Source organism: Stenotrophomonas sp. TWI602 (assembly GCF_039674045.1).
Classification (GTDB): domain Bacteria; phylum Pseudomonadota; class Gammaproteobacteria; order Xanthomonadales; family Xanthomonadaceae; genus Stenotrophomonas.
In genome coordinates, this window is the sequence record NZ_JBDJMT010000005.1 from 96,061 (window position 1) to 108,410 (window position 12,350).

The following is a 12,350-nucleotide window of genomic DNA, read 5'->3' on the forward strand; positions in this document are numbered from 1 at the left end:
CCGGCAGCGGCAGGCGGCACCGGATCGGTGTCGCCGGACGCGCAGGGGCACACCACACCGCTGCAATCGTTCCCAAGGACACTGCATGAAATTGTTTGAGCTCCTCCTGGTCGTACTGACGTTGGCCTCGGGCCTGATCCTGCTGGCCGAAAAGCTGTACTTCGCCAAGCGCCGCGCCCAGCGCGCCGGCCTGCTGGACACCGAGCCGGTGATGGTCGACTACGCGCGGGCGTTCTTCCCGGTGCTGGCGATCGTGCTGGTGGTGCGCAGCTTCATCGCCGAGCCGTACAAGATCCCGTCCAGTTCGATGATGCCCAACCTGCTGATCGGCGATTTCATCCTGGTCAACAAGTTCTCCTACGGCCTGCGCCTGCCGCTGAACAACGCCAAGGTGATCCCGTTCGGCGAGCCCAAGCGTGGCGACGTGGTGGTGTTCCATTTCCCGGGCCACTCGGACAACGATCCGGCCAAGGGTGAGAACTTCATCAAGCGCGTGATCGGCGTGCCGGGCGACCAGATCGAGTTCCAGGGCAACGGCCTGATCCTCAACGGCGAGCCGGTCAAATACGACAACAAGGGTCTGTACGCAGGCCACAACGGTCAGGGCGAGGGCAGCTCGTTGCTGGTCGAGCACCTGCCGGGCCGCACGCATACCGTGCTGGAGACCGATTACGCGCGAGGCGAAGGGCAGTGGACCGTCCCGGCCGGCAAGTACCTGGTCATGGGCGACAATCGCGACAACAGTGACGACGGCCGTTTCTGGGGCCTGCTGCCGGAGGAGAATCTCCGGGGCAAGGCGTTCCTGATCTGGCTGAACTGCTCGGGCTGGTTCTGCAAGGACGGCTTCGAACCGTCGCGGATCGGCACGGCCATCCATTGATTCATGGCACACGCGTATCTGGGGAGAACGCAATGAAGAACATGACATCGCAGCGCGGCATCACCTTGACCTCGTTCCTGGTGGTGCTGATCGTGGTCGCCTTCTTCCTGTACATCGGGATGAAGCTGTTCCCGATGTACCAGGAGTACTACGCCGTGCGGTCGGCGATGAAGAGCCTGGCCAAGGAGCCGGGCGTGGGCAACATGGAGCCGCGCCGCATCCAGGAGATGTTCTTCAAGCGCCTGTACATCAATTACTCCGAAAACGTGAAACCCGCCGACGTGAAGTTCGATCGCATCGATGGCGGCTGGAACATGAAGGTCTACTACGAAGTGCGCCGTGAAATGATCGGTAATCTGGACGTGGTGGGCAAATTTGATTCAAACCAGGAATTGACCCGTAGCGGTGCCGACTAAGACCTTCCAACGCGGTGACCTGATCGGTCACGCCTTCAACGATCCGGGCCTGCTCCAGCAGGCGCTGACGCATCGCAGCGCCGGCACGCCCAACAATGAGCGGCTGGAATTCCTCGGCGACAGCATCGTCAACATGATGGTGGCCCAGGCGCTCTACGAACGCTGGCCCAAGGCCGACGAGGGCGCGCTGACCCGTGCCCGGGCCGAGCTGGTGCGCGAAGGCGCGCTGGCGGTGATCGCGCGCGAGCTGCAGCTCGGTGAGCGCCTGATCCTGGGGCCCGGCGAGATGAAGACCGGCGGCCACCGCCGTGACTCCATCCTGGCCGATGCGCTGGAAGCGGTGGTCGCGGCGATCTACCTCGATGCCGGCTTCGCCGCCTGCCAGGCGGTGGTGCTGCCCTGGTTCAGCGCCTCGATGCAGGCCCTGCCGGCCACCGGCAAGCCCGAGAAAGACCCCAAGACACGGCTGCAGGAATGGCTGCAGGCCCGACAGAAGGCGCTGCCGCTGTACGAGCTGGTGTCAGAATCGGGTGACGATCACGCCAAGACCTTCCGGGTACGCTGCGGCGTAACCGACCCCGCTGTCAGCACCGAAGGCGAAGGTGCCTCGCGACGGCTGGCCGAACAACAAGCGGCTGCCGCCGCCCTTGAGCAATTGGATTCCAAGTGAACGAAGCAACCCCCCATCGTTCCGGCAGCGTGGCCGTCATCGGTCGCCCCAACGTCGGCAAATCCACCCTGACCAACGCCCTGGTGGGCGCCAAGGTCAGCATCGTCTCCAACCGCCCGCAGACCACGCGGCACCGGTTGCTCGGCATTGCCAGCTACCCGGAAGGCCAGATCGTGCTGGTCGATACCCCCGGCCTGCACCGTGCGCAGAAGCGCGCCATGAACCGGGTGATGAACCGCGCCGCGCGCGGCTCGCTCGAGGGCGTGGACGCGGGCATGCTGGTGATCGAGGCCGGCCGCTGGGATGACGAAGACACCCTGGCCTTCAATGTGCTCAGCGACTCGGGCATCCCGGTGGTGCTGGTGGTCAACAAGATCGATCGCCTGAAGGACAAGGGCGCGCTGCTGCCGTTCCTGCAGCAGGTCACCGAAGGCCGCACCTTTGCGGCGGTGCACCCGATCTCGGCGCAGAAGCGCAACGGCCTGGAGTCGCTGGTCCGCGACCTGATGAAGCTGTTGCCGGAAGCCCCGCCGATGTTCGGCGAAGACGAGATCACCGACCGCAGCCAGCGCTTCCTCGCCGGTGAACTGGTCCGCGAGCAGCTGATGCGCCAGCTGGGCGAAGAACTGCCGTACGCGACCACGGTCGAGATCGAGCGCTTTGTCGAAGACGGCAACCTGCTGCGCATCGGCGCGGTGATCTGGGTCGAACGCGAAGGCCAGAAGGCGATCGTGATCGGCAAGGCCGGCACCCGCCTGAAGGAAATCGGCGCCAAGTCGCGCCTGCAGATGGAGCGCCTGTTCGGCGCCAAGGTCTTCCTGGAGACCTGGGTGCGCGTGCGCGAGGGCTGGTCCGACGACGAAGCCGCGCTCAAGGCGTTCGGCTACGAATAAGCCGGCCACTCCGGCCCCGGGCGGTTGAGTCATGCGCATCGACGATGAACCGGCCTTCGTACTGCACGCCCGGGCCTGGCGGGAAACCAGTCTGCTGGTCGAGGTGCTGACCGAGCAGTACGGCCGCATCGGGGTGCTGGCGCGGGGCGTGTCCAGCCCGCGCAGCCAGGCGTTGCGCGCGGCCCTGCAGCCGCTGCAGTGGATCCGCCTGACGGCCGTGCAGCGGGGCGAACTGGCCCAGCTGCGCGGTGCCGAGGCCTTGGACGCCGCGCCCCGGCTCACCGGTGAGGCGATGCTGGCCGGCTTCTATATCAACGAACTGATGATGCGCCTAGCGCCCCGCCAGGATCCGCTGCCCGAGCTATACGACCATTACGCGCAGGTGCGTGCGCGGCTGCGTGACGGGGAGCCCCTGGCCTGGACGCTGCGTCGTTTCGAGCGCGACCTGCTGGAGGCCTTGGGCTTCGGTTTCGATCTGCTGCATGGCAGCGATGAGGAGCCGGTGGACCCGGCGGCGCGCTATGAGCTGGATCCGCAGGAGGGGCCGCGCCGCCTGCTCAGCGACCGTGGCGTGGATCAACGCCGGGGTACGGCCACCGGCAGCGCGCTGCTGGCGCTGGCCGCCGATGACATGCCGGGGCCCGAAGATCTGGGCAGCCTGCGCCGGCCGATGCGCGCAGTGCTGATGCACCATCTGGGCGGGCGGGGGCTCAAATCCTGGGAAATGCTGGAGGACCTGACCCGGCGGCGCACGTAAGCGCTGCTGGGCCGCGGGATCCTTGCGGGGTAACTCATGCGGCGCCGGTGCCCCGGCTGCCGCCCCGCGCTCACTGCAGCAGGGCGTCCACTGCCACGCGGAAGCGGTTCTGCGCACCGGTCGACTCCGGCGCCTGGTGCAGCTGCCGGACTGCCCGCGCCAGGCGGGCGGCGCCGACGAACCCGCAGCTGGCCTGCAACCGGTGCAGCTGCCCACGCAGGGCCCGTACATCGTCCTCGCGCAGGGCCTGGGCCACTGCATCGCGCACGCCGGGCAACTCGGCCAGGAACAGTTCGCGCAGCGCGATGAGGTGGTGGCGCTGCCCATTCAGCGCGGCCAGGGCGGTGGTTTCGTCCCAATCCTGACGCAGGCCGTCAGCGTCGTCCGCCTCCGGGCCGAGCGGCGCCGACAGGCTGCCCGCGGTATGCACCAGGGCGCGGCGGACGGCTTTGAGCAGGTGCTCGCGGCTCAGCGGCTTGACCAGGGTCTCGCTGAAACCGGCATCGCGCAGGCGCGAGTGGATCGAGGTGTCGCCGTCGGCGGTATGCGCCAGCGCCGGGGTATCCGGACGCGAGCGGCGCAGTTCCTGCAGCAGTTGGGTGCCATTGCCGTCGGGCAGGTTCACATCGATCAGCCACAGATCGTGTTGGCTGCCGCGGGCGCGGTCCATGGCCGTGGCCAGTGAATCGGCGGTATCGACCTGGGCCGGCAGGGTTTCCAGCGCGGCCTTGAAGAAGCCGCGGCTGATGGTGTCGTCCTCGACGAGCAGGAATCGGGGCATGGGATCCCTCGGGGTCATCTGCATTTGGGCTGCCTCCATGTCAGCTGCGCCCATCTTAAACGTGAAGTGGCCCGCCGCAAGCCTCCCGGCGGCATAGCGGCTCAGCTTGCAGTTGGTATCTGCGACAATACGCACCCTTTTTGCCCGCAGCCTGTTGCCACGTGGCCCGAACCCGCTCCCGCCTCGACCGAACCCCCTTCCAGACCGACATCCTCGACCTCAGCCATGACGGCCGTGGCGTTGCCCGCCGCGACGGCGAGGGTGGCAAGGTCACCTTCATCACCGGCGCGCTGCCGGGTGAGGTGGTGACCGCCGAGCTGACCGCGCGCAATCGTCATTTCGATGAAGCCCGGACCCTCGAGGTCGTACAGGCCTCGCCGCAGCGGGTGACCCCGCGCTGCCCGCATTTCGGCGTCTGCGCCGGCTGCGTGCTGCAGCATCTGGAGGAGTCGCAGCAGATCGTGGCCAAGCAGCGCGTGCTGATCGACAACCTGACCCGGATCGGCCACGTCACGCCGGGCACTGTGCTGCCGCCGCTGGTCGGCGACAGCTGGGGCTACCGCCGCAAGGGCCGCTTCTCGGTGCGCCGCGTGGAGAAGAAGGACAAGACCCTGGTCGGCTTCCGCGAGCTGGATCCGCGCTTCGTCGCGGACCTGAGCCAGTGCCTGACCGTCATCCCGGAAATCGGCATGAAGGTCGGCGTGCTGTCCGAGTTCATCGAGACGCTCGATGGCAAGCGCGATATCCCCCAGATCGAATTCATCGCCGGGGATGACGCGATCGTCCTGACCATCCGCCACATGCAACCGCTCAGCGACGCTGACCGCGCCGCATGGACCGCCTTCGGGCAGGAACATGGTTTTGCGATCTCGCTGCAGCCCGGCGGCGTGGAGTCGGTGCACCCGCTGTGGCCGGCCGAGGTGCCGCTGTCGTTCAAGCTGGCACCGTGGGATGTCGAGCTGGCGTTCCGCCCGCTGGACTTCATCCAGGTCAACGCCAAGCTCAACGTGCAGATGATCGCCCACGCGCTGGCGCTGCTCGATGCCGGCCCGGACGAGCGCGTGCTGGATCTGTTCTGTGGGCTGGGCAATTTCACCCTGCCGCTGGCGCGCACCGTGCGCAACGTGGTCGGTGTGGAAGGCGATGCCGGCCTGGTGGCACGTGCGAAAGAGAACGCCGTGCGCAACGGGCTGGGGAATGCCGAGTTCTACGCAGCGGACCTGACCCAGGACCAGCGCCAGACGCCGTGGATGCGCCAGGGCTTCGACAAGCTGCTGCTGGATCCGCCGCGCTCGGGCGCCATCGAAGTGCTGCAGCAGCTGCCGCTGAAGCAGTTCAAGCGGATCGTCTACGTGAGCTGCCATCCCGGCTCGCTGGCGCGCGACGCCGGCTATCTGGTCAATGAGCAGGGCTTCACCCTGGTCTCGGCCGGCGCGATGGACATGTTCCCGCACACCGCGCACGTGGAAAGCATCGCGGTGTTCGAAAAGCGCTGACGGCGTTCGCGCTTACCGGCCGTTCCCCGGTGCGGCGTTCTGCCACTGGCCCTGTGCGTCGAACACATAGGTCTGCGGGTAGGTCCCGCGCTCGGTGTCATCGCCCGCGGTGATATCGCAGCGGATGTCCGGCGACTGCGTGCTGTGCAGTTCGCAGTCGTCGACCGCAAGAATCTGCACGCGCTGCTGGTAGGCGCGCAGTTCGTCGCGGGCGGCGGCATCGGTGATGGATGCGGCACGATGACCGAGCTGTTCGATGAGCAGTTCGCGGACACGCTCGCGCGGGGGAACCGGCGCATCGACATCGGCCCGCTGCATCGCCCAGCCCATGCCCTGCGGAACGAAGCGCAGCATCCGGTAGCGGTTCTTGAGCCCGATCTCCATGCCGACCAGGCACTCGTATGCACCGGTGACCCTCGTGCTGGCAAAGCACGGGCCATGCTCGAACCCGCGCGGGGTGAACATCGATTGCAGCAGCAGATCCTGCGCGGAGGCCGCCGGCTTCTTCTCCGCCTCGATCATGGCCATGATCGCCGCCTCGATCTGTGCAGGCGTGGGCGGCGTCGCGGCGAACCCGGGCAGTGGCAGCAGGGTCAACAACAGCGTGGGGAAGAGCGGCTTCATCGGGCGTCCTTGCAGGGCAGCCGACCAGTATGGGAGCAGGCCGTGGCCGCATGATCGTGATCGCCGCATACTGTGCGCATGGGCATTGAAATCGAACGCAAATACCTCGTCACCGGTGAGGGCTGGCGCACTGCCGCGCACGCGGTGATCCCGATGGCGCAGGGCTATCTCAACGACACCGCCTCATTGGACAGCGGCGCGCAGAAAGCCTCGGTGCGCGTGCGCATCCAGGGCGAGCAGGCCTTCCTCAACATGAAATCGCGCGAGATCGGGCATACCCGGCAGGAGTTCGATTACCCGATCCCGGTGGACGATGCGCGCGCGCTGCTGGCGCTGTGTGTCGGCGGGTTGATCGACAAGCGTCGGCATCTGGTCGAGCACGAGGGGCTGCTGTGGGAAGTGGACGAGTTCCTGGGCGAAAACGCCGGGCTGGTGGTGGCCGAAGTCGAGCTCGAGCACGCCGATCAGGCCATCACGCTGCCCGACTGGGCCGGCGCTGAGGTCACCGACGAGGTCCGTTATTACAATCTGGCGCTGGCTGCCCATCCGTTTTCACGCTGGTCCAGTGCTGAACGCGGCTGACCGCCAGACCTTGTAAACGCCGCGCAGCACCCACAATCTGGCGGGATGAAAATCGATATCTGGTCGGATGTGGTGTGTCCCTGGTGTTGGATCGGCAAGCACCGGTTCCAGCAGGGCCTGGCGCTGTTGGGGGATGACGCCCCCGAGGTGGAGGTGCACTGGCACCCCTTCCTGCTGGATCCCGACGCGGGCACCACCCCGGTACCGCTGCGCGAGGCCTATGCGGCCAAGTTCGGCAGTGCCGAGCGCACCGAGCAGATCCTGACCCAGACCCAGACCGCTGCGCGCGCTGAAGGCCTGCCGATGGATTTCGACCAGGGCCAGGTCCGGGTCACCACGCTGCCAGCGCACCGCCTGATGTGGCTGGCCGGGCGTGAAGGCGTCCAGGCCGCGGTCGGCGAGGCCCTGTTCCGCGCGCATTTTGCAGAGGGCCGCAACCTGGCCGAGCCGCAGACCCTGATCGATGCCGGCGCCGCCGGTGGCCTCAGCGCCGATCGGATCACCACACTGCTGGCCGGTGAGGAAGGGCTGGCGGAGATCCAGGCACAACTGGCGCAGGCGCAGCGGTTTGGCATTCAGTCGGTGCCCACCTTCGTGATCGACGATACGTACGCCATCCAGGGGGCCCAGCCGCCGGAGGCCTTCGCCCAGGCGCTGCGCCAGATCGCGGCGGAAACCCCGCCGGCAGGGGCTGCCGGGCAGGGCGCTGGCTGCGCCCCGGACGGCTGCGAGGTCTGACGCTGCGCGCGGGTTCTGCGACAATGCGGCAGTGCGCCATGGTGGCGCCCCGTATTGGAGACACCCCATGCTCGTGATCGGCGTTGCCGGGACCGAACTCACCGCCCAGGAACGCGAGTGGCTGCAGCACGACGCCGTGGCCGGCGTGATCCTGTTCAAGCGCAATTTCGCCTCGCGCGAGCAGGTGGCCGAGCTGTCGGCGGCCATCCGCGCCGCCGCGCCGCGCCCGCAGCTGATCTGCGTGGACCAGGAAGGCGGGCGCGTGCAGCGCTTCCGTGACGGTTACAGCGCGCTGCCGCCGCTGCAGGGCTTCGATGCCCTGTACGCCACCGATCCCGAGGCTGCGCTGGCATTGGCCGAACAGCATGCCTGGCTGATGGCCAGTGAAGTGCGCGCCAGCGGTGTGGACCTCAGCTTCGCCCCGGTGGTCGATCTGGGCCGTGGCAACCTGGCCATCGGCGATCGCGCGTTCAGCGCGGACCCGCAGGTGGTGGCTGCGTTCACCGCTGCCTATGTGCGCGGCATGCACAGCGTCGGCATGGCTGCCACGCTCAAGCATTTCCCCGGGCACGGCACCGTGCTGGAAGACACCCATTTCCACGATGCCAGCGACCCGCGTTCGCTCGATGAACTACGCGCGCTGGACCTGATCCCGTTCGCGGCCGGCATCACTGCCGGCGCCGATGCGGTGATGATGGCCCACGTGGTCTACCCACAGGTCGCGCCGGAGCCGGCCGGCTACTCGCCACGCTGGATCCAGCAGATCCTGCGCGAGGAGATGGGCTTCCGTGGTGTGGTCTTCTCCGATGACATCGGCATGGCCGCCTCGTTCTCGGCCGGTGGCGTCAAGGCGCGCGTGGATGCGCACCTGGATGCCGGCTGCGACGTGGTGCTGGTCTGCCACCCCGAACTGGTGGAAGAATCACTGCGCGCGGTCGAAGGCCGCGCCCTCAACACCGCTGCGCTGCTCGGCCTGATCGGTCGCGGCGCGCTGGGCTGGGACGGCCTGCTGGCCGATTCCCGCCACGGCACCACCCAATCCCGTTTGCTTGACACCCTTGGAAGAACCGTCTGATGCCCAACCTCACCATTTCCCAGGCCCTGGCCCAGGCCGACCTGCTGGTCGACCGTCCCACCATCGACAAGGCCATCGCTGGCATCGCCGACGCCATCGCGCGCGATTACAAGGGCGAGGTCCCGCTGTTCCTGTCGATCATGCACGGCGCGCTGCCGTTCGCCGGCCAGCTTGCGCTGGAGCTGGGCGCACGCGGCCAGGACGTGCAGTTCGATTACCTGCACGCCACCCGCTACCGCGGTGAAACCACCGGCGGCGATCTGGTCTGGAAGCACAAGCCGGCCACCGCGCTGTTCGGCCGCCGCGTGCTGCTGGTCGATGACATCCTGGATGAGGGTTACACGCTGCAGGGCGTGCGCACCTGGTGCCTGGAGCAGGGTGCCACCGACGTGCGCATCGCCGCGCTGACGGTCAAGCTGCACGACCGCGCGCTGCCGGACGTCAAGGCCGACTACGCTGGCATCGACCTGCCGGACCGCTACGTGTTCGGGTTCGGCATGGACGTCAACGAAACGCTGCGCTGCGTGCCGGCCATCTACGCGATGAAGGAATGATGGAGCACATTTCTCTCGCCGTCATCGGCGGCACCGGCGTCTACAAGCTGGCCCAGCTCGATGACGTGAGCAGCCACCAGGTCGAGACACGGTACGGCACGCCGTCCGGTCCGATCCGCGTCGGCACGCTGCTGGGCCAGCGCGTGGCCTTCCTGGCGCGCCACGGTGAAGGCCACTCGCTGCCGCCGCACAAGATCAACTACCGCGCCAACCTCGCCGCGCTCCAGCAGATCGGCGCGCAGCGCGTGCTTGCGCTCAATACAGTTGGCGGGATCACCGAACCGTTCGGCCCGCGCGTGCTGGCCTGCCCGGACCAGCTGATCGATTACACCTGGGGCCGCATCTCCACCCTGTGCGAAGAGCCGGGTACCGAGGTGCTGCACGTGGACTTCGGGCACCCGTATACACCGATGCTGCGCAGCAAGGTGCTGGCCGCGGCGAAAGTGACCGGCGTGCGCCTGCAGGACGGTGGTTGCTACGGTGCCACCCAGGGCCCGCGCCTGGAAACCAATGCGGAAATCGCGCGCATGCGCCGCGATGGCTGCGATCTGGTCGGCATGACCGGGATGCCCGAAGCGAGCCTGGCCCGTGAGCTTGGCCTGGACTATGCGTGCCTGGCGATTGTGGCCAACTGGGCCGCCGGCTGTGGCGATGGCGATGAAATCACGATGGCCGAAGTACTGGCCAATGTGGACGCTGCCTCCTCCGGACTGCCCGAATTGATCGGTGAATTGGCACGGGGGTGATTGTCATTCCGGTACAAGGTTTGCATACTCCGCCAGTGCGCTGGTTGAGCGTACACCACCCATTCATAGAAGAAGGTCTCGCATCACCATGCCGAACGGTACCGTCAAGTGGTTCAACGACGCCAAGGGATTTGGCTTTATCTCGCCGGAGGACGGCAGCGCCGACGTCTTCGCGCACTTCTCCGCGATCAACTCCAAGGGCTTCCGCAGTCTGCAGGAAGGCCAGAAGGTCACCTATGACGTGACCCAGGGCCCGAAGGGCGCCCAAGCCTCGAACATCGTGCCGGCTGAGTGATTTTTTCAGCTGCGCATTGAAAACCCCGCTTCGGCGGGGTTTTTTTTCATCAGTGAGTCCGCGCATGTCCCCTCGTCGCACCATCGCCATCGTCGGTTACGGCACCGCTGGCCAAGCAGCGTCGATCCTGCTTTCACGTGACCATCACGAGGTGCACGTATTCGAGCGTGCCGCCACCCCGGGTCCCGTCGGTGCGGGGTTCCTGCTCCAGCCCAGCGGTCTGGACGTGCTCTGGCAGATGGATCTGCTGCCCGCGGTGCTCCGCCACGGCGCTGCCGTGCGTCGCCTGTACGGCGAGACGCCGTGCGGACGCGCGGTGATGGACATGCGGTATGTCCATCTGGATGCCGCACTGTACGGCGTGGGCATGCAGCGCGGCGCGTTGTTCTCGCTGCTGGCAGCTGCGTGGGAACAGCCGGGCAACCTGCAGGCCGGTACTGCCATCGTCGAGGTCGACACCGCGCAGGGACGCGTGCGTGACACAGACGGGCGCTGGCACGGGCCGTACGATCTGGTGATTGCGGCCGATGGTGCCGCCTCCTCGCTGCGCGCGCAGGTGCAGGGCACCTCGCTGGACCGCGAATACCCGTGGGGCGCGCTGTGGTGCCTGCTGCCGCGCGGCGACTGGCCGCACGTGGATGAACTGCGGCAACGCTATGTGGCCGCGCGCAAGATGATCGGGCTGCTGCCGGTAGGGACCCGGCCGGGCAACGATGCGCCACAGCTGAGTTTCTTCTGGAGCCTGCCACGTGACCGCTTCGCACAGTGGGAGCGTGACGGCATGGCCCACTGGCTCGATGAGATCGCCACGCTGTGGCCGCAGGCGCATGAGCGCCTCGCCGGCGTGACGGAACCGGGTCAACTGGCCCGCGCCGGGTACCGCGACGCCGTGCTCTCGCGCTGGCATCGCGGGCGGCTGGTGCTGGTCGGCGATGCGGCGCACGCGATGAGTCCACAGCTGGGGCAGGGCGTGAACATGGCGCTGATGGATGCGCTGGCGTTGCGCGACGCACTGCGTGCGCACGCCGATGCCGATGTCGCGCTGCGGGCCTACCAGGTGCAGCGGCGCGCCCACGTGGCGATCTACCAGTACTGGAGTCGATGGCTGACGCCCTTGTTCCAGTCCGAACGCGATGGACTGGCGCGCGCACGCGATGTGCTGTTCCAACCCATGGGCCGCGTGCCGGGTGGGCGCGGGCATATGCTCCGCGTGCTCAGCGGAACCCAACGGGGCTGGCTGGGCAGACTGCCGTTGTCGCCCGCGTTCGTGCAGGCGATGCATGCCGCGCGAGCGACGGATGGCATCAGCTGATACCCCTGTGTATCGGTGCACGCGCCGATGTGAAGGCGTGAATAACATTCATTGACGGTGGACTCACCGCTGGCATGGGACAACACTCTGGCAAACGCAGCGCTCGCGCGCTTATCCATGCGCGCCCTGCTGACACCGCTGATGCGCGTCCAATTCCTGATCGCGTGGAGGCCCGCGACGGCGGGGTGGTACGGTGATGCTGCGTTTGCGACCTACGGTCCGGTGGACCGATCGCAACCCAAGGAGATTGAAATGCTGTTCTCGGCCGAAACTCTGGAAAGTGAAATCCGCAAACTGCGCGGACTACTGCAGATGCTGCATGAGGATCAGCCGGACGTGATGGAAGACGTGTTCGAGTTCCATGTGACCAGCCTCATCACGCACGCCGCGCCGGAGCACCATCCGCGCATCCGTGCCGCCGCCCATGACATGCTGACCGCGATCCAGCGGCAACCCGTGCGGCCCAATCCGAATGCACCGGATATCCGGTTGATGCCCGACCTGTTGGCCTCGGCTGCCTGATCCAGGCAA

Annotated in this window: 16 protein-coding genes; 14 read left to right on the forward strand and 2 right to left on the reverse strand. The window is 67.1% G+C overall.

Annotated elements, in window-relative coordinates:
• Positions 1 to 85: 85 nt before the first annotated feature.
• The 5 genes from lepB to recO are packed head-to-tail and all read left to right on the forward strand — an operon-like array spanning position 86 to position 3,616.
• Entirely contained in the window at positions 86 to 880 is a 795-nt protein-coding gene (gene lepB, locus ABE483_RS07660) for a signal peptidase I (protein ID WP_313211356.1), read from the forward strand.
• 32 nt (positions 881 to 912) lie between these two features.
• Positions 913 to 1,296 (forward strand): DUF4845 domain-containing protein, encoded by a 384-nt coding sequence (locus ABE483_RS07665; protein WP_088434521.1) that lies wholly within the window; start codon positions 913 to 915, stop codon positions 1,294 to 1,296.
• Positions 1,286 to 1,966: a ribonuclease III gene (gene rnc, locus ABE483_RS07670; RefSeq protein ID WP_313211357.1), complete on the forward strand. Its 681-nt coding sequence runs from the start codon at positions 1,286 to 1,288 to the stop codon at positions 1,964 to 1,966. Before ABE483_RS07665 ends, rnc begins: the two co-directional genes overlap by 11 nt.
• Entirely contained in the window at positions 1,963 to 2,859 is an 897-nt protein-coding gene (gene era / locus ABE483_RS07675; RefSeq protein ID WP_121038751.1) for a GTPase Era, read from the forward strand. The genes rnc and era overlap by 4 nt, the downstream gene beginning before the upstream one ends.
• A gap of 31 nt (positions 2,860 to 2,890) precedes the next feature.
• Complete coding sequence (gene recO / locus ABE483_RS07680) at positions 2,891 to 3,616, forward strand: DNA repair protein RecO (protein WP_346463033.1); 726 nt, start codon at positions 2,891 to 2,893, stop codon at positions 3,614 to 3,616.
• A 70-nt stretch (positions 3,617 to 3,686) separates the two neighbouring features.
• Here recO and ABE483_RS07685 read toward each other — a convergent pair whose 3' ends face one another.
• Positions 3,687 to 4,421, reverse strand: coding sequence for a response regulator (locus tag ABE483_RS07685; protein ID WP_313219076.1), 735 nt, complete (start codon positions 4,419 to 4,421; stop codon positions 3,687 to 3,689).
• Positions 4,422 to 4,558: 137 nt separating this feature from the next.
• Here ABE483_RS07685 and rlmD point away from each other — a divergent pair, with 137 nt between their 5' ends.
• Positions 4,559 to 5,893, forward strand: coding sequence for a 23S rRNA (uracil(1939)-C(5))-methyltransferase RlmD (gene rlmD, locus ABE483_RS07690; protein ID WP_346481455.1), 1,335 nt, complete (start codon positions 4,559 to 4,561; stop codon positions 5,891 to 5,893).
• Between the two features lie 12 nt (positions 5,894 to 5,905).
• Here rlmD and ABE483_RS07695 read toward each other — a convergent pair whose 3' ends face one another.
• On the reverse strand, positions 5,906 to 6,517 hold the full coding sequence (locus tag ABE483_RS07695) for a hypothetical protein (RefSeq protein ID WP_346481456.1): 612 nt from the start codon (positions 6,515 to 6,517) through the stop codon (positions 5,906 to 5,908).
• Between the two features lie 78 nt (positions 6,518 to 6,595).
• Here ABE483_RS07695 and ABE483_RS07700 point away from each other — a divergent pair, with 78 nt between their 5' ends.
• The 8 genes from ABE483_RS07700 to ABE483_RS07735 all read left to right on the forward strand — a co-directional run bounded on the left by ABE483_RS07700 (position 6,596) and on the right by ABE483_RS07735 (position 12,341).
• Positions 6,596 to 7,099 (forward strand): CYTH domain-containing protein, encoded by a 504-nt coding sequence (locus ABE483_RS07700; protein ID WP_313219071.1) that lies wholly within the window; start codon positions 6,596 to 6,598, stop codon positions 7,097 to 7,099.
• A 45-nt stretch (positions 7,100 to 7,144) separates the two neighbouring features.
• A complete protein-coding gene (locus tag ABE483_RS07705) occupies positions 7,145 to 7,837 on the forward strand; it encodes a DsbA family oxidoreductase (RefSeq protein ID WP_346481457.1) in 693 nt (230 codons plus the stop codon).
• Between the two features lie 67 nt (positions 7,838 to 7,904).
• Positions 7,905 to 8,912, forward strand: a complete 1,008-nt coding sequence (gene nagZ, locus ABE483_RS07710) for a beta-N-acetylhexosaminidase (RefSeq protein WP_346481458.1) — start codon at positions 7,905 to 7,907, stop codon at positions 8,910 to 8,912.
• Positions 8,912 to 9,466, forward strand: coding sequence for a hypoxanthine-guanine phosphoribosyltransferase (locus ABE483_RS07715; RefSeq protein WP_019183441.1), 555 nt, complete (start codon positions 8,912 to 8,914; stop codon positions 9,464 to 9,466). The genes nagZ and ABE483_RS07715 overlap by 1 nt, the downstream gene beginning before the upstream one ends.
• Positions 9,466 to 10,212: an S-methyl-5'-thioinosine phosphorylase gene (locus ABE483_RS07720; RefSeq protein ID WP_313211365.1), complete on the forward strand. Its 747-nt coding sequence runs from the start codon at positions 9,466 to 9,468 to the stop codon at positions 10,210 to 10,212. The genes ABE483_RS07715 and ABE483_RS07720 overlap by 1 nt, the downstream gene beginning before the upstream one ends.
• An 88-nt stretch (positions 10,213 to 10,300) precedes the next feature.
• Positions 10,301 to 10,507 carry a cold-shock protein gene (locus ABE483_RS07725; RefSeq protein WP_019183439.1) on the forward strand — a complete coding sequence of 69 codons (207 nt, stop codon included), beginning with the start codon at positions 10,301 to 10,303 and terminating at the stop codon, positions 10,505 to 10,507.
• A 64-nt stretch (positions 10,508 to 10,571) separates the two neighbouring features.
• Complete coding sequence (locus ABE483_RS07730; RefSeq protein WP_346481459.1) at positions 10,572 to 11,819, forward strand: NAD(P)/FAD-dependent oxidoreductase; 1,248 nt, start codon at positions 10,572 to 10,574, stop codon at positions 11,817 to 11,819.
• Positions 11,820 to 12,071: 252 nt separating this feature from the next.
• Positions 12,072 to 12,341, forward strand: coding sequence for a hypothetical protein (locus ABE483_RS07735; protein WP_121038721.1), 270 nt, complete (start codon positions 12,072 to 12,074; stop codon positions 12,339 to 12,341).
• Positions 12,342 to 12,350: the final 9 nt, after the last annotated feature.